At 42.2% G+C, this 21,908-nt stretch carries 19 protein-coding genes; 12 read left to right on the forward strand and 7 right to left on the reverse strand.

All coding sequences use genetic code 11. The features are described from left to right. Positions 1–290: 290 nt before the first annotated feature. The 4 genes from BTW00_RS09280 (at position 291) to lpxC (ending at position 5,248) form a co-directional block, all read left to right on the forward strand. Positions 291–1,085: a cell division protein FtsQ/DivIB gene (locus BTW00_RS09280; RefSeq protein WP_058024575.1), complete on the forward strand. Its 795-nt coding sequence runs from the start codon at positions 291–293 to the stop codon at positions 1,083–1,085. Between the two features lie 112 nt (positions 1,086–1,197). After that, the gene (gene ftsA / locus BTW00_RS09285; protein ID WP_058024576.1) at positions 1,198–2,535 is read left to right on the forward strand and encodes a cell division protein FtsA; all 1,338 of its coding nucleotides are present in this window, start codon (positions 1,198–1,200) and stop codon (positions 2,533–2,535) included. 270 nt (positions 2,536–2,805) lie between these two features. Beyond that, on the forward strand, positions 2,806–4,011 hold the full coding sequence (gene ftsZ, locus BTW00_RS09290) for a cell division protein FtsZ (RefSeq protein WP_058024577.1): 1,206 nt from the start codon (positions 2,806–2,808) through the stop codon (positions 4,009–4,011). Between the two features lie 319 nt (positions 4,012–4,330). Then, entirely contained in the window at positions 4,331–5,248 is a 918-nt protein-coding gene (lpxC, locus tag BTW00_RS09295; RefSeq protein WP_075107174.1) for a UDP-3-O-acyl-N-acetylglucosamine deacetylase, read from the forward strand. 298 nt (positions 5,249–5,546) lie between these two features. Here the strand turns inward: lpxC and BTW00_RS09300 are convergent, their stop codons facing one another. Next, positions 5,547–6,062: a hypothetical protein gene (locus tag BTW00_RS09300; protein ID WP_058024579.1), complete on the reverse strand. Its 516-nt coding sequence runs from the start codon at positions 6,060–6,062 to the stop codon at positions 5,547–5,549. Positions 6,063–6,307: 245 nt separating this feature from the next. Here BTW00_RS09300 and BTW00_RS09305 point away from each other — a divergent pair, with 245 nt between their 5' ends. Beyond that, positions 6,308–7,036: a CHAP domain-containing protein gene (locus tag BTW00_RS09305; RefSeq protein WP_075107175.1), complete on the forward strand. Its 729-nt coding sequence runs from the start codon at positions 6,308–6,310 to the stop codon at positions 7,034–7,036. Positions 7,037–7,171: 135 nt separating this feature from the next. Here the strand turns inward: BTW00_RS09305 and BTW00_RS09310 are convergent, their stop codons facing one another. Together BTW00_RS09310 and BTW00_RS09315 are read right to left on the reverse strand one after the other, a co-directional pair. Beyond that, positions 7,172–7,897 (reverse strand): hypothetical protein, encoded by a 726-nt coding sequence (locus tag BTW00_RS09310; RefSeq protein ID WP_075107176.1) that lies wholly within the window; start codon positions 7,895–7,897, stop codon positions 7,172–7,174. A gap of 259 nt (positions 7,898–8,156) precedes the next feature. After that, complete coding sequence (locus tag BTW00_RS09315) at positions 8,157–8,468, reverse strand: YhbY family RNA-binding protein (RefSeq protein WP_075107177.1); 312 nt, start codon at positions 8,466–8,468, stop codon at positions 8,157–8,159. Positions 8,469–8,802: 334 nt separating this feature from the next. On the opposite strand from BTW00_RS09315, the gene BTW00_RS09320 reads away from it, so the two are divergent. The 6 genes from BTW00_RS09320 to BTW00_RS09345 all read left to right on the forward strand — a co-directional run bounded on the left by BTW00_RS09320 (position 8,803) and on the right by BTW00_RS09345 (position 14,655). Further along, entirely contained in the window at positions 8,803–9,435 is a 633-nt protein-coding gene (locus tag BTW00_RS09320) for an RlmE family RNA methyltransferase (protein ID WP_058024583.1), read from the forward strand. A 399-nt stretch (positions 9,436–9,834) separates the two neighbouring features. Beyond that, complete coding sequence (gene ftsH / locus BTW00_RS09325) at positions 9,835–11,730, forward strand: ATP-dependent zinc metalloprotease FtsH (protein WP_058024584.1); 1,896 nt, start codon at positions 9,835–9,837, stop codon at positions 11,728–11,730. A gap of 164 nt (positions 11,731–11,894) precedes the next feature. Further along, positions 11,895–12,818, forward strand: a complete 924-nt coding sequence (folP, locus tag BTW00_RS09330; protein WP_075107178.1) for a dihydropteroate synthase — start codon at positions 11,895–11,897, stop codon at positions 12,816–12,818. Between the two features lie 94 nt (positions 12,819–12,912). Further along, positions 12,913–13,194: a succinate dehydrogenase assembly factor 2 gene (locus tag BTW00_RS09335; RefSeq protein ID WP_075107179.1), complete on the forward strand. Its 282-nt coding sequence runs from the start codon at positions 12,913–12,915 to the stop codon at positions 13,192–13,194. A 52-nt stretch (positions 13,195–13,246) separates the two neighbouring features. Next, a complete protein-coding gene (locus BTW00_RS09340) occupies positions 13,247–13,696 on the forward strand; it encodes a hypothetical protein (protein ID WP_075107180.1) in 450 nt (149 codons plus the stop codon). Between the two features lie 245 nt (positions 13,697–13,941). Continuing rightward, positions 13,942–14,655, forward strand: coding sequence for a YidB family protein (locus BTW00_RS09345; RefSeq protein WP_075107181.1), 714 nt, complete (start codon positions 13,942–13,944; stop codon positions 14,653–14,655). Positions 14,656–14,745: 90 nt separating this feature from the next. Here BTW00_RS09345 and BTW00_RS09350 read toward each other — a convergent pair whose 3' ends face one another. The 3 genes from BTW00_RS09350 to trmB all read right to left on the reverse strand — a co-directional run bounded on the left by BTW00_RS09350 (position 14,746) and on the right by trmB (position 18,812). Then, positions 14,746–15,831, reverse strand: a complete 1,086-nt coding sequence (locus tag BTW00_RS09350; RefSeq protein ID WP_075107182.1) for a regulatory protein RecX — start codon at positions 15,829–15,831, stop codon at positions 14,746–14,748. Between the two features lie 52 nt (positions 15,832–15,883). Continuing rightward, a complete protein-coding gene (gene recA / locus BTW00_RS09355) occupies positions 15,884–16,936 on the reverse strand; it encodes a recombinase RecA (RefSeq protein WP_058024591.1) in 1,053 nt (350 codons plus the stop codon). 1,036 nt (positions 16,937–17,972) lie between these two features. Continuing rightward, complete coding sequence (gene trmB / locus BTW00_RS09360) at positions 17,973–18,812, reverse strand: tRNA (guanosine(46)-N7)-methyltransferase TrmB (RefSeq protein ID WP_075107183.1); 840 nt, start codon at positions 18,810–18,812, stop codon at positions 17,973–17,975. Between the two features lie 197 nt (positions 18,813–19,009). On the opposite strand from trmB, the gene BTW00_RS09365 reads away from it, so the two are divergent. Beyond that, entirely contained in the window at positions 19,010–19,939 is a 930-nt protein-coding gene (locus BTW00_RS09365) for a DUF2628 domain-containing protein (protein ID WP_075107184.1), read from the forward strand. 23 nt (positions 19,940–19,962) lie between these two features. On the opposite strand, the gene BTW00_RS09370 is transcribed toward BTW00_RS09365, so the two are convergent. Next, positions 19,963–21,849, reverse strand: a complete 1,887-nt coding sequence (locus BTW00_RS09370) for a monovalent cation:proton antiporter-2 (CPA2) family protein (protein WP_075107185.1) — start codon at positions 21,847–21,849, stop codon at positions 19,963–19,965. Between the last annotated feature and the right edge of the window lie 59 nt (positions 21,850–21,908).

The following is a 21,908-nucleotide window of genomic DNA, read 5'->3' on the forward strand; positions in this document are numbered from 1 at the left end:
AAATTCAAGGCTACTAGCGAGCGTTACGCTATTGTTTGCCTATAAAATACGTTAATATTGTAAGAATAGCTTTGTTTTAGTAATATTTACGTTTTTTGCAGGGATAACCTATAAGTTATTCATAACCTAAGAAAAATGTTACGTTTAAATAAGAATAATCGCTGACTATCAGTCTTTTTATTGACAGTCTTTGATAATATATTGCTTTAATAAGCTTCTGCAAAAACTTGCAGATTTACATCAATAATTAGCATGATCAGTTTTATGCAAATATAGGGACAAAGGTCGTTATGGCTCAAACTGTCAACGAGGTAACTGACTTGATGAGTGATAAAGCCGGTCGCCCAGCATCCAAACTCCAATTACCAACCTCGGCCCGATATCTTTTTATGATATTGGTATTAGGATTATTGGTACTAATATTGATAATGGGTGGTAAAGCGTTACGTGATGCACCGCCTGCTGAGATTCATGTCAGCAATCAAGGGCTCTCTACCGCTCAATACAACTCATTGCAGACAGTGATGGATCAGCAAAAGGTCAGCAGTTTTTTTACTTCTGATTTGCAAGCATTAAGAGATATTACGACAAGCCTTGCATGGGTTGATCAAGTGAGTATCTCTCGAGACTGGCAACGCGGCATTGTAGTTACTGCACTACCTAAGCAAGCAGTCGCTAATTTTGGGACAGAGCGTTTGGTTGATGCAAAAGGATCTGTGTTCGTTCCTGCTGATAGTAGCGACTTGACGCAAGAGCGCTTTGCTACTCTGCAAGGTGAAATCGCTCAAGCGCCAGTCATTATGCAGCAAATGCAGCAAGTCAATGATTGGTATGCGCCACTTGATATGCAGGTTGAAGACATTATTTTGTCACCAAGAATGACTTGGCTCATTCGTTTTGATAATGGCTTGCGCGTCATCGTCGATAATGAGAACACCGCACAAAAATTACTGAATCTAAGCCAGTTACTTGGTAATCAGTTAAGCGGACGCCGAGATGAGATGCAATCTGTAGACTTACGCTACAAGAATGGTTTTACGATTGCCTGGGATATGTCAGCGCCGCCAGTTGATGAGCCCAAATAATTGAAGTAATACTGATGAGTGGTTACTTGAGTCGTAACTGTTTGCCTAAAACGAATAATATATGTACAACATCATAGCGTATTAACAGCGCTTTTTTTAATGATTCAATAGGATGGCGTTATTTGCGCTCCTATTTAGTAATAATTTGTCTGCTACCATGAAATATAACGAAAATTTGGTTGTTGTCCATCTAAGTGCCACGGCAGTGTATGTCGTAATTGGCAATGTTGTCTCTGCAAAAGACATTCGTATCTTAGGCGTAGGGCAAGTTAAAAATAGCGATTTTTATCAAGGCCAAATTAAGCATCGTGAACGCCTACAAGGTGCTATCAAGCAAGCCATTCAAGAAGCAGAAGATACTGCCAATTGCCGCGTGCATAGCGTATGGTTGACGCTCGCAACACCTGAGCTATCTAGTAAAAACAGTGCTGGAGAAGTGAGGGTTGAGGACGAGTTCGTACGTGCCAAAGATATGGTACAGGCCTTGTCTAATGCCAAGTCGCGCGATCTGCCATCCGATTACTATCTCATGCATTGTTGTCAGCAAGGCATCTATGTTGATGATCAGGACTTCATGGTCGACGATGTGATTGAAATGATGGCACATAATATCACTGTGATGTATCACATGATGATGATGCCTGTCGCTAGCCGCCAAAATATTCAAAAACTATTACAAAGCTGCGATGTTGGTATTGACCATATCGTGTTTGATGCAGTGACCAGTGCTGAATATAGTTTAATGACCGAAGAGCGTCAGCAAGGGGTTTGCTTGGTAGATATCGGTGCTAGTACAACCAGTATCTGCGTCTACAAAGAAAACAAATTGATTTTTACGCACTGCATAGCTACTGGCAGCCATGAAGTGACAATGGATATCTCAGCTGATTTCGGTATATCGATGATTGAAGCTGAGAAACTGAAAAAGTCTCATGGTACCGCTGACGCCAATAGTGTTGATCCAAGCTCATTCTTTTTGTTTAAACCGCAAGGATCGAGCGATGAGATCAACATTGGTATCTATAATTTAGCACGCATTATTGAAGCACGTTATGTGCAGATATTCACTGAAGTCGCTCGGCAACTGCATGAAGCAGGTTTGATAGGCTATATTGACAAAGGTATCGTGCTGACAGGCGGCGGTAGTACCATTAAAGGTATGATACCGTTTGCTAAACGGCTGCTCAAAATGCCAGTGGTATTGACCAATACGCATCCTGCTATTAGTGCTTACAATCATTTTGATAATGACGAGTCATTTAAACAGCTTAATAGTCAGGTCAATGACCGGGCTTACCAAACAGCTTTTGGCACACTCTTATATAGTCAAAGCGAGCAGTTTCGCCGTAGTGAAAAAAGTGAACCTGATACGATTCAAAAAAATCGAGTCACAGGAGTCTTTCAAAGCGCAGGCAAACGTTTTGCTGATGTGTTGAAAAAAATACTATAGACCTACTGACCAAACATGTAGAGCATAAACACTTTTGTAAGATGCTCTTGAATGAAGTAAGCAAAAATTGAAGTCATATTGAAAGTAATGTGCTAAGCAGTAACAGTAATACCTTAAGCGATGATGACATATTATGGTCCGCGCTGAACTATTTGATCCATAGCCCTGTTTTATTTAAATACATTTATATATAGTATGTCGATAGCGCGCCATATGAGTGCGTTACTACGTATCGACCTACACGCTATCTGCAACTGGAGAATCTTTTTTATGTCAAAATACACCATGCCAGATGATAACCAGCTTCAAAATAACGGCCAAGCGAGCTTCACTGTATTCGGTGTTGGCGGCGGCGGCGGTAATGCGGTTGAACATATGGTACAACAAGGGATTAGAGGTGTAACGTTCGTCTGTGCTAATACAGATAAGCAAGCGCTAGATCGTCTGACTGCACCGCACAAGCTACAACTTGGTGCAAAAACGAACCGTGGTCTAGGTGCAGGTGCAAATCCAGAAGTTGGTCGTGAAGCAGCAGAAAGCGAAGAAGAAGCGATTCGTGCCTTGCTTGAACACTCAGATATGGTATTTATTACTGCTGGTATGGGTGGCGGTACAGGTACAGGCGCAGCACCAGTGGTTGCACGTATTGCCAAAGAAATGGAGGTATTGACGGTTGCGGTTGTGACCACACCATTTAAATTTGAAGGTGGCAAACGTATTAAAGCTGCGAAAGCAGGTATCGAGCAGTTGACCAATTTCGTGGATTCGATTATCACGATTCCAAACGACAAGCTTATGAGCGTATACGGCAACATCTCTATGCAAGACGCTTTCAAAAAAGCGGACGATGTTTTGCTACATGCGGTTCAAGGTATTGCAGAGACTATCGCTAGCGAAGGTATGATCAATATTGACTTTAACGATATCCGTACGGCAATGACGGCTAAAGGTCATGCAATGATGGGTATTGGCCGTGCAAGTGGCGATGATCGTGCGCGTCAAGCCACCGAAAAAGCCATCAGATCACCACTACTTGATGATTTACGTCTAGAAAATGCGAAAGGTCTATTGGTCAACGTGATTTCTTCTGAGTCATTATCACTGGACGAGATGAGCAAAATCAGCATTATCGTTGAAGAAATTACTGATATCGACGATGCTCATATTTTCTACGGCTCTGTAATCGATGAAAAAATGGGTGATGACTTGCATGTAACGGTTATTGCAACAGGTCTGACCTTAGATGAAAACGCAGGGCAAGAGCCAGAAGTGGTTGAGCAACCTGTTCCTTCTGTCAATAGTACACAACCTGTTGATCCTAATGTACATACTAGTGCATTAAATAGTCAGAAGAAATCACAAGCTCAACTGCATCAAGATAACGTTAATACTGCACGTCCAAGCGCGCCTCAAGAGCAGACAAAAACTAAAACCAATAGCATCCAAGACTATCTGAAGCGTCAACAGAACAAATAGTTTTTTAGTATTAAATTAAAAAAAAAGCCAGCGCTCAAACGCTGGCTTTTTTGTGTCTACATACAAAAGACTGGCCTATAAAAGGAGAGTAACAAAATCAGGAGTATCGCAAAATGTTTCTGATCGAAAAAATATATCCAGAATCTAGTGTGTCGAAGCGTTCAATAGGGCATAAAACTATGAAAATATATGATGAGATAATGACGATAAGTGTTATCAATCAAAGAGATAAGGAAATTAACCCTTTTTATTTGTAGCGGATATGGGGGAGGTAGTGGTACACTATGTCAATTGTAACAAAATATGTGAGAAGACAGCCATGAACCAAAGAACCATAAAGACAGCGATAGCCGTTACAGGTACTGGTCTCCATAGTGGTCAGCCTGTTGACTTGGAGTTTCATCCACAGCCGGTTGATACTGGTATTGTTTTCGAGCGCTCTGATATTGTAGGCAGCGAGCCTATTCCAGCCAGTGCTTTTTTGGTGCAAGACACCATGATGTCATCAAACTTAGTATTTGGTGGTACGCGTGTAGGTACGGTTGAGCATTTGCTAAGTGCGATCGCTGGGCTTGGGGTAGATAATCTATTGATTCGTGTTTCTGCTTCAGAAATACCGATTATGGATGGTAGTGCCGCTCCTTTTGTTGCTTTGCTACTTGATGCAGGATTCTGTGAACAAGATGCTTTAAAGAAATTCATTAAGATTGTACGACCAGTACGTGTCAAAGTAGATGATAAATGGGCAGAGCTACGCCCTTACGATGGATTTGAATTGAATTTTGAGATTGACTTTGATCACCCTGCCATCGACAGAAATTTTCAACATGCTCAACTGCAATTCTCTACCCAAAACTTTATTGAGCAGCTAAGCGAAGCACGTACTTTTGGTTTTTTGCGTGACATAGAACAATTGCGTCAGAACAATCTGGCCTTGGGCGGCAGTATGGAAAATGCCATCGTCATCGATGATGCCAATATTCTTAATGAAGAAGGCCTACGCTTTAATGATGAATTTGTTCGCCATAAAATTTTAGATGCGCTTGGAGATTTATATCTGATTGGTTATCCTATTGTCGGTCGTTTTAATGCCTACAAATCTGGTCATGCATTAAATAATTTGTTAGTGCGTGAAATACTCTCTGATGAAAATAACTTTGAAATTGTAACTTTTGATGACAATGTAACATGTCCTATCGAATATTCACCGCTAAATGGTTTAGCAGTTGAAGGATAAATACAGGAATATACACGAAGTATCGAAACATTTACGCAATATTACATAGCAACGCTATAATTACATTTATATAATATGCAATATTTTAAATATAAAGTTTATAGGTTTTTGTGAATTTTATTCTAAGGCAGAGTGCGTAAAAGCTGCAGGTGATTTCCAAATCATCTATTGGTGCTATTCATAAATTGAATGGCACCAATAGATGATTTTTTTTGTTTAAGACATTACAAAAAAGCAGCGTTACCAATCTCACTTCATGGTTTTATTTACATAACTTTACATTGTAATATCTGTATTTTTAATGATTTGCTAGGCGTAGGAGGGCTTTTTTTAGATTTTCATCAGTGGTGACATGCTCTGCAGCCTGTGATATAGTCCGTTTTGTGTTTTGGCTAAGAGCCTGATTTTCATTGGCTTTACTAGGTTTGGGCAAGGTTGCTAATGACGCTGATGATTGTCTAGATGAATAATTATCAGCAAATGTTTTAGCTACTACAACGCGAATTTGCTTGAGTTGTTTAAATGTAATTGACTGCTCTGTTAATACTTGCAAATACGCATTCTGTAAATAGCGAATATGATTAGCAGCTGTCATCGAACCCACACTGAGTATTAACTGCTCAGAGGTTAAACCTACGACCCAACAAGTATTGAGGATTTCCTCAGGTAGACAGTCTACCAGCAGCTCTTTTACCTCATTGGTCGCTTCTATATATAGCCGCATGTTATTAGCAAGAGTTTGAGGTAGCGCGCTACCAGCAAAGGCTTGATGATCTATAAGCTGGGCAAGCCGATTAGGCTGTTTTTTTGACATCGTGATGACTCATCTATTAGGTGACAAACTCGATATGTAGAATAGACATGCTAAAAGCGATATATAGCAAAATTTTATGAGGTAGTTGACTAAACGGGTGGTGATACTGGTGTTAGTCACTATAAAAGAACGAGCTGTTGTGATAAGGATTTTATCATGTTTGTTTAATGATTATATCCTCTAAATTAATTGATGTTTCGTCACGGATGACGAGCAGACTTGTATTAACAATAGGTAGTAAATTTATGAAACAAGCTTTATTAATTTTGTCAGTATTGGGAATGGGTATCGCACAGACGAGTGGTGCTGCCGAAACAACCTTTCAACCAAATAATACCTTGAGTCATACCATCACAAATATCTCTACTTCTGCGAACTATGGTTCTAGTCGCAACATCTACAGCACTAACAGTGGTGCTCATGTATATAGCAACGATGAGATCAGTCAAGCAATTGACAATCTAAGCGCTCATGCTAAGCAAAAAGAATATCAGCTTGCGTCACTCACTAGCCGTTTGTCATATGAGCAGCGTCAACAGCAAGCAAGTCGTGTTCCTGATCGCAATTCTGCTCCTGCTATCGCAGCGGCAAATGCCTCACGAGTTGCACTATCTAGAAGTTCTGGCTACTGTGCTCGCTATGTACGTAAAGCGCTACAGTCAGCAGGTTACAAATTTACGCCTAATCCTTCAGCTTATCAATATGCCTCTCGTGGCACACTAGCCCAAGCAGGCTTTACCAAAATTAGTAACGATATGGAACCTCAAGTTGGTGACGTCGTTGTCTATAACCGCACATCAAGCCGTCCACATGGTCATATCCAGATTTTTGATGGCAATGACTGGGTATCTGATTTCCGTCAAAACAGCATCAGCCCATATAGCGGTAACTACAGCTATACGACATGGCGTGACTCGCAGTATGTTGATGATGCATCAGACCGTGGTATCTACCTTGCGATGGCTGACAAATAAGTATCAGTTAAACGAATTAAAAGTTTTCTCCAAACTCAGTAATGCTCTTTATGACATTGCTGGGTTTTTTTTATGCTTTAAATAATGATATCTAATAATAACTGTATCTAAGTGAGTGCAGATCATAGAAGTAAATCAAAGTGCAAATTTTGACCAATAGTTGCGATTATGGAAATCAGGCGGGGAGGCGTGCTGAGAGGCAAAATATAAAGCGGTCTTACCGAGCTGTAAAATAACACAAGGATGTATCTGCTCAATAATCGTATTTGCAATGGCGTATTTTTGATTAGGAAGTTCGACCAGAGGAACGTTAAAGCCTCGCTCGTAGCGATGAATGGAATACGCTGCTGGTGATTTGTCAAACAACGATTTCTGTATTATGTCCTGTGTATTTATATTATCCGTCCACTCAATAGAGGCACGTGTGTGTCCATCAGCCTTATATAAAGGTGTTGGTGGTAATGTGGCAGGATGGCGATAGCTTTTAAACTCATAGAGTGCATAGCGGCCATCAGGGTTGGCATTAATCTCAATGTAAGATTCAGCGTCTTGAATCTCAGTAGCAGCCTCATCACTTAGAGTGTCACCCGTGATAAAGCATTCAAGGCAAGTCTCTTCCCACAGATAATCAGCAAATCCTACTCGGGCTTGCTGCCAAGTTGGCCAAACCAATTGATTGGCTAATATTTGACTGGGTAAAGTAATTTGATAGGTTAACTGTAATTGTAATATTGGCTGTCGAACGATCTTAGCGTTCACCTTGACACAAATACGCTGTAACGCTTCTACCGTCACGTCCAGTTGCTGTGCGTCGTTTTCTAGCGTCTCGGCGGCTATAACAAGATTAAAAAATTGGTTCATTATTTATCAAACTCTATAATACTTTTAAAAATTAATGGTAAAAGATTAAACCGAATAACTAGGGTGCACCCCGAATTCAAACGTTTATCACCATTTTTAAATAGGGATATGCCCTAGGCTGATACGACACACTAAGCAGATTCAAAACCAGCAGACAAGACAAAAGCCGCGAGCAAGATGCATCGCGGCTTTTATAGTTACCGTCATTATTTAAGCTGATGCGGCCTACTGTTATTCAAGCAAAGCTTGTCATGACATATTACTGCGCGTGACGTGCTAGGTTAGACAGTTTAGGGTTGGCATTTGGGTTTTGGCGTAGCAATAATGCCATACGTCCAATAGAATGGACCAAAGACGCATTAGCTGCTTTAGCAAGTTCAGCGCCAACGATGTCGCGCTCTTCTTTGGTGCCAGCAGGCAGTTTTACTTTGATAAGCTCATGATCTGTTAGCGCGCGATCAATCTCTTCGTTAATGGTTGGGGTAATACCCTTGTTGCCGATCATAACGATAGGCTTTAGCTCGTGACCGATGCCTTTTAGACGTTTGATGGTAGCGTTATCGAGTTGCATAGAATTCCTAGGTGTTGGTAAAAATAAAAATGGTACTGTCAAAAACAGTTATGGATCATTATAGATAATCTGTGACCATCTTGCATGAGATCAGCAGGATTTTGCACGATTTTACGTGACGAAAATGTTAAACTGAATGTTTGGTATATTATAAACGCTACTGCCTTATAAAACAGTCATTTAACCAATAGAATTTAGTCAGTTTGCGACCAACCATGAATAAAAAATCTGATTAACACCGTATTTAGAATAATCCGCAACGGATTAGTATCAGTTTGTAAGTGATAGCGCAATTAAAGCATCTAGATTTAGTAAAGCAATAGGAGCAGGTATTTTGGCCACGCGTATCGAAAACAAAAAACTATCAAAGAGCAGCAGTGCTTGGATGAAAGAGCACATTGACGATCATTATGTACAAAAGGCTCAAAAAGATGGCTACCGTGCCCGTGCCGCTTATAAATTATTAGAGATTAACGAAAAAACCAACTTGATTAAAAAAGGCATGACGGTGGTAGATTTGGGTAGTGCGCCTGGCAGTTGGTCTCAAGTAGCGGGACAGTTGGTTGGTGACGACGGTATCTTGATTGCCTCTGATATTCTGGCGATGGATGCTTTGCCTAATGTTACCTTTATTCAAGGTGATTTTCGTGAAGCTGAAGTGTTTGACGCCATTATGGCAGAAGTAGGCGATAGGCAAGTCGACGTGGTATTGTCTGATATGGCACCCAATACGGCTGGGAATAGCGCTATCGATCAGCCGCGTATGATGTATTTATGCGAGCTGGCAGTGGACTTTGCTTTATCAACCTTACCAAAAGGTGGCGCACTTATTATGAAAGTGTTTCAAGGCGAAGGCACACAAGAATTACGCAAGCAGATGCAGCAGGATTTTAGTAAGATTCGTAGTATAAAACCAGGTGCGTCACGTCCGCGCTCAAAAGAGATGTTTTGGGTGGCGATTAAATAGTTTTAACATCAATGAGTTGCTACTATTGTAAGCGAGTTAATCAGTCACCATAAACTATCATTATGGTCGTATAAAAAGCGCTACATTCATTAACTGAATAATCGTGAAACCTGCTTGAATTATGCAGGTTAGCGCCATATATCATGGTATATTACCTTTGTTTTTAGCATACGTTTTAGACAAAGTCGTCTGATAATAAGCGTCTTATGGGCTCATCTGCGATAGATTAGTGTTCATCTTATATTGAGTATCTATGAGAACCGTATTTAAGCTGTTCTTTAATTACCAAAATTTAAGTCAAGGTTTTTGGTATCAGGAAGTTTATCAAAAATGAGCAATACGTTTATAGACGTCACGTGTTTAGTAAACACACCAATAAGTAAGGGATGGGAATAACTAGTGAGCGACATGGTAAAAAATACCTTATTGTGGCTGGTGGTAATCGGCGTTTTAGTGCTGGTGTTTAGCGGCTTTGATCAATCCTCTGAGCCGGATAATCTTAACTACTCTGAGTTTGTGACCGCTGTGTCAGAAAACCAAGTAGCCAGTGTCGAAATTGACGGCGAACAGATCACCGGCGAAAAGAAAAATGGCTCATCTTTTGAGACCATTAGACCGGCTGTGTCAGATGACCAGTTGATGCCAATGCTACGTGAGAACCAAGTCGAAGTCCAAGGGACCGCACCAAAGCGCCAAAGCGTATTGATGCAACTACTGATAGCCAGTTTCCCAATTTTACTGATTATTGGTCTGTTTTTATTCTTTATGCGTAATATGCAGGGCGGTGCAGGCGGTAAAGGCGGCGGCCCAATGAGTTTTGGTAAGTCAAAAGCCAAAATGCTGACGGAAGACCAAATCAAGGTGAACTTCGAAGATGTGGCTGGTTGTGAAGAAGCCAAAGAAGAAGTCGTTGAAGTGGTTGACTTTTTACGTGATCCGGATAAATTTACCAAGCTTGGTGCAACGATTCCTCGTGGTATCTTGATGGTAGGTCCACCGGGTACAGGTAAGACATTGCTAGCAAGAGCTATTGCTGGTGAAGCTAAAGTACCGTTCTTCTCAATTTCAGGTTCTGATTTTGTTGAGATGTTTGTTGGTGTTGGTGCATCACGTGTACGCGACATGTTTGAGCAGGCGAAAAAGAGCGCCCCTTGCATTATCTTTATTGATGAGATCGATGCAGTCGGTCGTCATCGTGGCTCTGGTATGGGCGGCGGTAACGACGAGCGTGAGCAGACATTGAACCAATTATTGGTTGAGATGGATGGTTTTGAAGGCAATGAAGGCGTTATCGTTATTGCTGCAACCAACCGTGCTGACGTGCTTGATAAAGCATTATTGCGTCCAGGTCGTTTTGACCGTCAGGTTCAAGTGGGCTTGCCAGATATCAAAGGTCGTGAGCAAATCTTAAAAGTACACTTAAGAAAGTTGCCGAATACCATCAGTGTCGATGCAGGTTCTCTTGCTCGTGGTACGCCAGGGTTCAGTGGTGCACAGCTTGCTAACCTTGTAAACGAAGCAGCCTTGTTTGCCGCGCGTCGTAACAAGACCAGTGTCGACATGAATGATTTTGAAGATGCAAAAGATAAGTTATACATGGGTCCTGAGCGCAAATCCATGGTGATACGCGAAGAAGAGCGCCGTGCGACCGCGTATCACGAAGCGGGTCATGCGCTAGTAGCTGAACTACTGCCAGGTACAGATCCGGTGCATAAGGTCACTATCATGCCTCGTGGTTTTGCGCTTGGTGTTACTTGGCAGCTGCCTGAGCACGATCAAACCAGCATGTATAAATCTAAGATGTTAAGCGACATTGCGATTTTGTTCGGTGGTCGTATTGCTGAAGAAGTCTTTATTAATCAGATGTCAACAGGTGCTTCAAATGATTTTGAACGTGCAACCAAAATGGCACGCGCCATGGTAACCAAGTACGGTATGTCTGATGCACTAGGTATCATGGTGTATGAAGATGATGACAGCTCGCAAGGATACTTTGGCGGTGGTGGTCGTACGATTTCAGAAGCCACGCAGCAAAAGGTTGATGAAGAAGTGCGCCGTATGCTAGAAGAGCAGTACGATATCGCTCGCGAATTGATTGAAGCCAATCAAGATAAAATGCATGCAATGGTTGAAGCGCTCATGAATTGGGAAACCATCGACCGTGACCAACTGCAAGATATTCTAGCAGGTGAAGAACCGCGTCCACCAAGAGTCTATCAGCATAACGAAGTCAACTTGTCAAAAAATGACATTAAGACGACTACTTCTACACCGCCACCATTACCGGCGATGTAAGGCAGTTCTGATTGAAGTTTAATAAAAGGCCCTTTATCATAAAGGGCCTTTTTATTGTCATCATTCTTTTAAGAGCTTAGGACGTCATAAGATTTACTGGTATCATAAGCACAGATAACGAACTCTCGAGCTATTTTATACAATTTATTTATGATGGATCGGTCATGTCATTATTTCAGCCTTTACCCAACTACAAAATATCGAGCCGTAATAAAACCTTGAATTTGTCTGAGCCGCATATCATGGGTATCTTGAATGTAACGCCAGATTCATTCTCGGATGGTGGGCGGTTCAATGCGGTAGAGAATGCCGTTGCTCACTGTCAGCAGATGATGGATAACGGTGCTACTATTATTGATATTGGCGGTGAATCTACTCGCCCCAATGCAGATGCTGTATCGACTACTGAAGAGCTACAACGGGTTGTGCCAGTGGTACAAGCTATACGCCAGCATTGTGGAGATGATATTTGGTTATCTATTGATACCAGCAACCCAGAGGTCATGCAGGCAGCGTTTGATGCTGGTGCTGATATTTGGAACGATGTCAGGGCGTTAAAACGTACTGGCGCTGCAGAACTGGCCGCTAGCCTTGATATTCCTGTCATGCTGATGCATATGCGCGGTGAGCCAACGACGATGAACAATCTGGCACAGTATGATAATGTGATTGATGAAGTGAGCACAGAACTGATCACACGTATCAAAGAGGTAACGCGCCTTGGGGTTAAGCAGGAAAATATTATTATTGATCCAGGTTTTGGTTTTGCCAAAAACTATGAGCATCATTGTGCTTTATTAAGTCAGTTAGAGAGCTTACAGGCATTGGGTTTGCCAATGATGTTTGGTATTTCACGTAAGCGCTTTTTAGCAGAGGTATTGACCAATAGTGGTGTCAAAACAGTACAGACCACTCAAGCGATAGAACGAGACGCAGTAGGGACTGCTGCTGGGATATTTGCGCTACAACAAGGTGCCAGCATCATTCGCACGCATAATGTAGGCATGATGCAGCAAGCAGTGGCACTATGGAGTCAATTATCAGCGTACCATCATGAGCATTGTATTATTAATACAAATACTCGATAAAGGTACACCGTGATAAATACAATATCTACAATCCAGTTTTCCACTATGATTGAATACCACATCAAAAACTATTGAAATGAAAGAGAGTATCTTTATGACCAGTATCACTCAGCCAGAACCGACCAATGAGCAGCGCCGTATTATTTATCAAGCTCGTCGCGGCTTGAAAGAGTTAGATTTTTATATCGATCCTTATGTCAAAGAGCTGTATCTGAAAGCAGATTCTGCTGAGCAAGAGACATTTGCTCAGATGCTCACGCATGAAGACCCGGATCTATTGGATTATTTTACCAATCAAAATCGTCCAGCAGAGGATGATATATGGGCACTCGTTAATAAAATAAAAATATGGCGACACACCAAAGACTTGGTTTAGAGGCTTTGTATTTGATAGGCACAATACTGATGATTTCTCATGGCGCGCCCATATGACCCTAGCAACGGCACTGCGCATTGATACAGCTATTCATTCTACCAGTCGGCTACGCTGTCTGCTCTATGTGGGTTTAACTGCGATCATGATTGTCTTAGCGTGGCTTGCGGCTTTGGCATGGTGGCAATATTTGCTGATTTTGACTGTCTCGCTAGCCATTGCTGGCTATTTATTTCTGACACGTTTGACACTACGACATCTGAGTCAGCCGCCACTTGATCAACGTATGGATAAACAGTGGCAGTTGTTGATTCAGACAAGTCGAGGTGATGAGCTATGGCAAGCACATCTACTCTCTACACATTACTATCAATGGGCGATAAATCTTGAGTTCAACATAGTAGAGCCTTATCAGCGCCCTCTATCTATCACCATATTTCGTGATCAAGTAAGCCCAGAGGAATGGCGAACGCTTAGTGTTTTAGCCAATATAAATAAAGGTTAAATTTGCTAATTAGCCTTCATATCTTTATTCAATTTTTCTCTCTTTTTTGTGAGCTTACGAATGCCTACATGTCATAACAAAATACCTATCTTGGTCTCCAAAGAGTTTTGTTATATTGAAACTCACGAATAAAGTATATGAACCAACTGCATTGTACTTCCAGTTTATGCCATGAAAAACCAGTATGGACAACGGTAGGCAGTCGGCTTGTATCATAAATAATATGACAAAAAGAGGAAGAGATCATGAGTTTATTAGGGAATTTAGTGAGCCAAGTGGCCCGTAGTGCGATGAATCCAGAGGATGCTCAACGCCATCCAGTGAATCAGCGTATCAATCCACGTCGTACTGGTGGCTTGGGCGATATACTAGGCAGCGTATTGGGCAGCGGTAGTCAAGCAGGTGGCTACAATCCGCAGCAATACGATCGTAAGCCAGATAATGGTTTTGGTTTGGATGATATCATTGGTGGTTTGGCTGGTGGCAGTCAGCGTGGTAGTGCAAGCTCAGGCGCTGGTGGACTGGGAGATATCTTAGGTAGCGTATTGGGCGGTCAGCGTAACAGTAGTGGCTTTGGTGGTAAGGGGATGCTTATCGCTGTCCTTATGCCAATGGTGCTGAGCTGGATCAAGCGTAATGGCGGTATCGGTGGTGCGCTATCAAAAATCACTGGCATGGGCCATGGCGACCAAGCACGCTCTTGGATGAGCACAAATGAGGCCAACGAGAACTTGGACCCAAATGAGATAAATCAGCTGTTTGATGAGCATGAGATTCAGCAAGTAGCAGCGCGTACGGGTGCAAACGAAACAGAAGTACGTCAAGGTTTGGCTGAATTACTGCCTGAGGTAATGAACCAGCTCACGCCTAATGGCAATCTAGATAATGAAGTAGAAGCCAACGAAGAGATTGATCAAATTATCAATCAGTTATCTAATCGTCTCGGTACTTTGAAGTAACGGACTGAGTTAAAAAAGCTTAGGGTCATAAATTTAGAGTGCGTCTAACGACGTGCTCTTTTTTATGTCTATTATAGTAGTATTAAAGTTTTAAAATCGCTCATCTAATGTCTCCACTGTGTAGTTGAGTGCTGCAAAGCAGATATCTGTATTGAACCCACGGTACTGCAAAAATCGCAGTTGTTTGGCTTTGTCTTTTTGCTCAGTAGGTAGGTCATTACCGTATTTTTTGGTACGGGCTACCACAGCCAGTTTTAGCCAATCTACGCCATTGACCAAATTATCTGCACTATCATCGACAAATTCGCTAAATTCTTCAGAGTCGCTATTTGCCATATCAATTAATTCATCGATGTTGCCTGGCATAGCGATTCTTTTACGATAGAACTCTTGCTTGATACGCCCGCGTCCACGACCTTTACGAATATTCTCACGTATGAGCATTAGGGTAGTACGGTAATCGCTCTGATAGCCTTTTTCCTCGAATTCATCGAGTAGGGCATCTATTTTTTCTGGGTCTTGTTCTTTGTCGATCAGTTTTTGTTTGAGCTCAGCCTTACCATATTCACGGCGTGACAAGTAATAGAATGCGAGCCAACGTAGTCGGCTTTCAGCTTTAATGGCATCGATTTCTGCTTGTTTTTGCTCTGGGGTACGCAGGTAAGCTTTGAGAGCAGCTGGTATATTGTCGTTTTGGTTTTCTACTGCACTATCATCAAATGATGGACGTTCACTTCCGCATTCTGATTGCTCAAACGAGGGGGCATAGTTGTCGTTTTCAGCTATGTCATTCTCTGCATCACCACTATGTACGCTGTTCTTGACCTCGGCCAGCATCTCTTTAATGGTTTGTGCTTCAGGTGGCTGATAAGCAGGTGTATCGCTTGGCTCAGCGGTGAAGTTAGCAGCTGGATGAAAGCGCTTTTTACGTTTTTTGGATTTAGAGTTTTTTTTTATCTTAGCAGAAAATTCTTCAAAGTATGATGTATCAACAGTAGGCTCACTAGTGCTTGAATGATCTTGATCTGGGTCTTTAGAAAGCTTGCTAGATTTACCTGATTTGTTAGATGTGTTTTGATAGGAGTGTTTAGTAGGTTTTTTTCGTTTGCTATCAACAGAACTAGCTGAGCCGGTTTCCGACTCAGCTAAGATTTCAGCCAATGTTTTAATTTTCATAATAAGTCATGATTATTTATAGCGGTCACTGATGATGGTTACTAGTGAACCATTATTGTACAGAGTCAGGTGCCAGTTCTACATCGTCAGTTTCAGGCGCTTTGCTATCTTTTTTCTTACCAAGCTTTTCATCACGAATTTTATCTTCGATCTCTTTGGCAATAGCAGGGTTTTCTTTTAAGAACAGGACAGAATTGGCTTTACCTTGACCGATTTTTTCATCGCCATAGCTGTACCATGAACCTGCCTTACCAACCGCGCCAATCTCGACGCCCAAGTCAATCACTTCAGCCAAATGGTTGGTACCTTCGCCATAAGTAATCTCAAACTCAGCTTGGCGGAAAGGTGGTGCCATTTTGTTTTTGATAACTTTGACACGGGTTTGGTTACCGATGATTTCATCACCATTTTTGACCGCACCAATGCGGCGAATGTCCATACGTACAGAGGCGTAGAATTTGAGGGCATTACCACCAGTTGTAGTCTCTGGGCTACCAAACATAACACCAATTTTCATACGGATTTGGTTAATAAACACAACCATACAATTAGAGCGTTTAGCATTACCAGTAATCTTACGTAGCGCTTGGCTCATCAGACGCGCTTGCAGACCCATGTGTGAGTCACCCATCTCGCCTTCAATTTCTGCACGCGGAGTCAAGGCAGCAACCGAGTCGATAACGATCATATCGATTGCGCCTGAACGCACGAGCATGTCAGTAATTTCAAGTGCTTGCTCACCGTTATCAGGTTGCGATAGTAGTAAGTCATCGGTATTGACGCCTAGCTTGCGTGCATACACAGGGTCAAGCGCATGCTCAGCATCGATAAATGCACAGGTGCCGCCTTGTTTTTGACACTCTGCGATTGCTTGCAAGGTCATCGTGGTTTTACCTGAGCTCTCAGGGCCGTAGATCTCGATGATACGACCCTTCGGCAATCCACCAATACCAAGTGCGATATCTAGACCAAGAGAACCTGTTGAGACCACATCGGCATCAAGAATGGCTGAATCATCACCCAGATGCATGATGGTATTTTTACCAAATTGCTTTTCAATTTGACCTAATGCCGCTTTGAGGGCTTTGGCTTTATTGTCGTCCATACTGGATTCCTTTTTTGATAATTGATTTGGTGCTATAGATAAAAGATTTATACGTCTAAGAGTGATAACTGGTGCATACTGAGCAGCGCTAATAAGATAAATCATATAGCTATTAGCGCTCTGACAACTGGCTTAAATACACAGGTTGTCATATGACTGCTATTAGTAGTAATATCGAGATATCGCTCTACTATACAGTAAAATTAAATAACGAGAGAAGTAAAAATAAGTTCATAATCAATCACAGTTACAATAGCTTTTGAGTCGGATGTTAACGACTAATAGCTATCTGAATCTCTGTAGTGCTATTGATTCGATAGAGTAATTATAACAAAATCCAAGCGCTATATTGAGTCTGGGACGATGCTAAACGACACTGAATGTCGTACGATATAAGAGTGAGGATCCGCGAAGATAGCCATCTGTTCAAATGTGTTTTTGAACCTGATAACAGCTATGTTTGTCAATAGACTTATGAGTTGTCCACAGCAAATAATGTACTCATTTTTATTGGTTGTGAAACATTATAAACGGCTAAATTATTTTTGAAAATATTTAAAATAATTTTTTATGGCTTTATATTTAATATAAGTTATTGTTTTTAAATGATTTTTAAATTGTACAAAAAATGAACGATTTTACCTTATCCTTTAAGTTTCCTAGGTATATAGTTGTCAAGTAGTGACTTATACACAGGGTTATCCACAGCTTATGGGGAGAACTCTCGAAGCCCTTATGGTATCTATGCTTGCGTGTATAGGTTATATATTGCAAGCTTCCAGTATTAAGCGTTAAAGATGATTTTTCGTCGACAAGATATGCTCTGGCCGCTATGTTTCACATAATTACAATTTGTGATTCTTCCACGTATTACCATACTATAGGGCTTTGAAGTCAAGAGTATGACGAGATAAAAGCAACCAACGACCCGCCAAGCATATTTATTGCTGTGATAGCAAGCTTATAAACGGGCATAAAAAAGCGGCTAAATAGAATAGCCGCTTTGTCAAAATTATCGATAGCAAGATTGTATTTGCTAGTCTTTGATATAGATCAAATCCCAGACCCCGTGACCACGCTCAAGACCGCGACGCTCAAACTTGGTCATTGGACGAAAGTCAGGACGGTCGGTGAAGTTGCCCGCGCCTGCTTTGTTGGTCAATCCAGCAAACCCATCCAATACCTCAACCATCCAAAATGCATAGTGCTCCCAATCCGTGGCTGTATGAAACCAACCGCCTTGTTTTAGACTGCGGGTCACGATGGTCATACGCTCAGGACTGACGAAACGGCGTTTGTAATGACGTTTCTTTTGCCATGGATCAGGGAAGTAGAGCTGGATACGGTCAATATGATTCTCTGGTAATTGCTTAAGCAGCTGGATGGCGTCGCCATTGATAATTTTGACGTTAGTCAGGCCTTGAGTGCCTGCCATGTAAGCACATTTACCAATACCTGGCTCATGCACTTCGACACCGACAAAATTACGCGCGGGCTCTGCGGCTGCCATCTCGATAAATGAATCACCCAAACCAAAACCAATCTCTAAGGTTAGCGGTGCGTCAGAACCATTCGGGCTATCAGCGAACAATACTCGCAAGTCATCAATACCTGAAAGGTCGCCATCGCCGAAACTGTTATTGACCAGATACTCAGAAAACTCTGGTGCAGTGAGTGCTAGCTCGGCGTTTTTGTTCATGTGCGTGCGCCGCTTCATAAAGGTATTAACGATGCGGATATGTTTGTCAGAGCCAGGTTCTATCTCATGGCTAGCGTTTGTATCCGTATCGATAGGCGCACTAGTATTATTAGAGGTTTGCTCATCAGTAGTATCAAGGCTGTTGATGGTGTCATTGATATCAGAATGTTGACTCATAGGATTTGTAAGGCTTAATTATGTGAGTGATGTTGACTCATTATAAGTCAAATCCATACAACTGTGAACGTACAATCTTATTTTAGCGCGTTTGCTGCTCAGTTCTGTCGTTTCTCTATCCTAGATATGGGTTTTAGCGTTATCATGGAGTCATCGTTGAGAAATATTTTTTCTAAGAATCAGTAGAGCGTATTGCCATGCTATTTATTGAGACGGATTCACCGCCACCGTTTTATCAAGAGTCATTAACACCTGCTAAGCGCCAGCAACTGGATCAATGGTTTATTGGTGATCGTACCCAGCGCTATTATCTCAAGCGCTTTGAGCAGTTTGATCAGCAAGGCTATCTGTCGCCAAAATGGCATTGGGCTGCATTTTTTATGACGTTTCCTTGGCTGTTATACCGTAAACGCTATATGGATGCCATTGTATATAGCGTGGCAGGATGGTCATTTATTCAGCTTAATGTTGCCATTGTGCTTGTTGCCTTTGAGTTTGTGGCGATGTCTTATGTGCCAGACGTTTATCAAATGGCGACGCGGATCGGTATTGCTGCGATTATTTGGTTGTTTTGGTCTGCTATGGTGGCACGCTGGACAGATGCATATTATTACCGGATGGCGCGACGTGAAATCGCGGATGCGATTAACGATTATCCGCGAGATGAGGCGGCACAACAAGCGCATTTGAAAAAAGAAGGCGGCGTCAGTTTATTTGGCTTAGCATTGGGGTTTGGTTTTTTCGCCTTTGCATTATTGGTCATTAAGGTGCAGTTTTTACCTATTATCGCCAAACCAAAAGAAAATGAAGTGTTGTTTGATGCTTATGATATTGCCAAGAATGCCCAAAACCGAGTGGCATTGATTTATCAGCAGACTGGGCGATGTCCTGTAGATTTACCGCTCAGTACCGAGCAGCAGCAGGTACGTATGCATGTCGATAGTCAAGCGGCTGGTGTGCTAGAGACGGATTGCGCGGTGATTGCTACGATCCAGAACGTGACATTTCCAATACGCTATTTGAATGAGCAGACATTGGTGTTTTATCATATACCAGACAGTGATAACTGGGATTGCACAAGCTCACTAAATAAAAAACAAGCCCCTAAAAACTGTCTATCTGACTAGGGGCTATACCTATCTAGTTTTTGCTAGTGTTTAGAGTCTGTTGCGGTATCGTGTGGTTCGTCAACTGGCGTCGCTTGGCTCTTTAAGGCTTCGTAGAAATCGGTCAAATCCATCTTGCGCGCTTTGCCGATATCTTCATCAAATAGGCTTTCAAGCTCTGCCATCGCTGATTGTGCGGACTCAATCATGCTGGCTTCATCATCGTAAATGGCTTGCTGACGCTCAATTAAGTCATCATCATAATCACGGAATGTTTTTACTGTCTCTCGAGCTTTTTCCGGAGAGATACCGAGTAGCTGTAGCGATTCACGTGACATATCTAAAGATGACAAGTAAGTCTCACGCCAAATGTGACGCACACCAACTTCGCGTAAGCGATAGTAATGCTGACGATCCCGCGCCCTGGCTAATACAATCAGCTCAGGATAGTTTTTGCGTAAATACTGAGCGGTAGTGATGGAGCGCTCTAAATCATCGATTGCCAAAATAAAGACACGCGCCTTTTGAATACCTGCAGCTCGTAGAATCTCAGGGTTTTTTGGATCGCCGTAATAGACTTGATTACCAAATTTACGCACGAAATCTACTCGGTTGGCAGAACGTTCAATGGCTGTAAATTCAATATTATGCATACGAAGCACACGACCAATGATCTGACCGACTCGGCCAAAGCCTGCGATAATTACCTGATGCTCATGATCGGGAATGGTGTCGTATTCTCGACTTGGTTTGCGCTTGGCAAATAATGGTTCGCCTATTTTTTCTAACAACAAAAAGGCTAATGGTGTCAGTGCCATTGAGATCGTAACGACAAGGTTTAGCGTATTGGCAAAATCAGGACGTAAGACACTTTGGGCGGTGGCGACACTGAACAGAACAAAGGCAAATTCACCGCCTTGTGCCAAGGTCACACCCAATCTGATACTGGTTGGCCAGCGGTTGCCAGATACTTTGGCAATGGCTGCAATCACTGCAAATTTGATAAACATTAAGGCGAGGGCACAGCCAATGATAAATATCGGCTTGGCCAAAATGAGTTTGACGTCAGTGAGCATACCGACTGACATGAAAAATAGACCCAATAGCAATCCTTTAAACGGTTCGATACTGGCCTCTAACTCGTGTCGATACTCAGAGTCAGCTAACAACACGCCTGTCAAAAATGCACCTAGTGCCATTGATAGACCAATTTGTCCCATCAAAATAGACACGCCCATAACAATAAATAACGCGACCGCCGTTAGTAGTTCTGAAGCACCGCTTGAGGCCACAAACTTAAAGAATGGTCGAACCACATAACGACTGGCAAAAATGAGACCAGCAAAGACTGCGAATACTTTCCCAAAGTACAGTAAATCGTAACTTTGCTCACGAACCCCCGATAGGAACGGAATGACTGCTAATAAAGGAATAACCGCGATGTCTTGGAATAGTAAGATAGTAAAAGCTTCGCGGCCATGTGTGCTCGAAAGTTGCTGTTTTTCGGTCAATATCTGTAGCACAAAAGCGGTCGAGGAGAGTGCTAAACCAAAGCCAACGATAAAAGCAGTATCTAGCTGTAAGGCGAAAAAATGGTGCAATAGCCCCATCAATAGTGTACCAGTCAGCCCAACCTGTAGACCGCCAAGAACGAATATAGAGCGACGCAGCGCCCAAAGCCGCGAGGGTTGCAGCTCAAGCCCGATGATAAATAGCAGCATGACCACGCCAAACTCTGAAAAGTGCAGTAGACTTTCAGCATCACCCGCCACATCCAAACCGCTTGGACCCAATATAAGCCCTGTGATGAGGTAGCCTAGGACCGTTGCAATACCGAAGCGTTTACCAAGGGGAACAAAGAGCAGCGCTGCTCCCAAAAAGATAGTGGCTTGTAACATTAAATTTGGTGAGCCGGCGGCGGCAGCGAACATCTGGAATCCTCAGAAATTAGGACAAAATAAGCAATTTAAAACGGGTATAACTAAAATTA

It is taken from the genome of Psychrobacter sp. C 20.9 (assembly GCF_001921765.1).
GTDB classification, from domain to species: Bacteria; Pseudomonadota; Gammaproteobacteria; order Pseudomonadales; family Moraxellaceae; genus Psychrobacter; species Psychrobacter piscatorii_B.

Excerpts from the sequence above, each read along its gene's own strand:
- BTW00_RS09335 (WP_075107179.1), top strand. The coding sequence starts at position 12,913 with ATGACCAGTATCACTCAGCCAGAACCGACCAATGAGCAGCGCCGTATT.
- folP (WP_075107178.1), top strand. The coding sequence starts at position 11,895 with ATGTCATTATTTCAGCCTTTACCCAACTACAAAATATCGAGCCGTAAT.
- BTW00_RS09365 (WP_075107184.1), top strand. The coding sequence starts at position 19,010 with ATGCTATTTATTGAGACGGATTCACCGCCACCGTTTTATCAAGAGTCA.
- ftsZ (WP_058024577.1), top strand. The coding sequence starts at position 2,806 with ATGTCAAAATACACCATGCCAGATGATAACCAGCTTCAAAATAACGGC.
- BTW00_RS09340 (WP_075107180.1), top strand. The coding sequence starts at position 13,247 with ATGACCCTAGCAACGGCACTGCGCATTGATACAGCTATTCATTCTACC.
- BTW00_RS09350 (WP_075107182.1), bottom strand. The coding sequence starts at position 15,831 with ATGAAAATTAAAACATTGGCTGAAATCTTAGCTGAGTCGGAAACCGGC.
- lpxC (WP_075107174.1), top strand. The coding sequence starts at position 4,331 with ATGAACCAAAGAACCATAAAGACAGCGATAGCCGTTACAGGTACTGGT.
- BTW00_RS09300 (WP_058024579.1), bottom strand. The coding sequence starts at position 6,062 with ATGTCAAAAAAACAGCCTAATCGGCTTGCCCAGCTTATAGATCATCAA.
- BTW00_RS09345 (WP_075107181.1), top strand. The coding sequence starts at position 13,942 with ATGAGTTTATTAGGGAATTTAGTGAGCCAAGTGGCCCGTAGTGCGATG.
- BTW00_RS09305 (WP_075107175.1), top strand. The coding sequence starts at position 6,308 with ATGAAACAAGCTTTATTAATTTTGTCAGTATTGGGAATGGGTATCGCA.
- ftsA (WP_058024576.1), top strand. The coding sequence starts at position 1,198 with ATGGCGTTATTTGCGCTCCTATTTAGTAATAATTTGTCTGCTACCATG.
- trmB (WP_075107183.1), bottom strand. The coding sequence starts at position 18,812 with ATGAGTCAACATTCTGATATCAATGACACCATCAACAGCCTTGATACT.
- BTW00_RS09310 (WP_075107176.1), bottom strand. The coding sequence starts at position 7,897 with ATGAACCAATTTTTTAATCTTGTTATAGCCGCCGAGACGCTAGAAAAC.
- BTW00_RS09315 (WP_075107177.1), bottom strand. The coding sequence starts at position 8,468 with ATGCAACTCGATAACGCTACCATCAAACGTCTAAAAGGCATCGGTCAC.
- BTW00_RS09280 (WP_058024575.1), top strand. The coding sequence starts at position 291 with ATGGCTCAAACTGTCAACGAGGTAACTGACTTGATGAGTGATAAAGCC.
- recA (WP_058024591.1), bottom strand. The coding sequence starts at position 16,936 with ATGGACGACAATAAAGCCAAAGCCCTCAAAGCGGCATTAGGTCAAATT.
- BTW00_RS09370 (WP_075107185.1), bottom strand. The coding sequence starts at position 21,849 with ATGTTCGCTGCCGCCGCCGGCTCACCAAATTTAATGTTACAAGCCACT.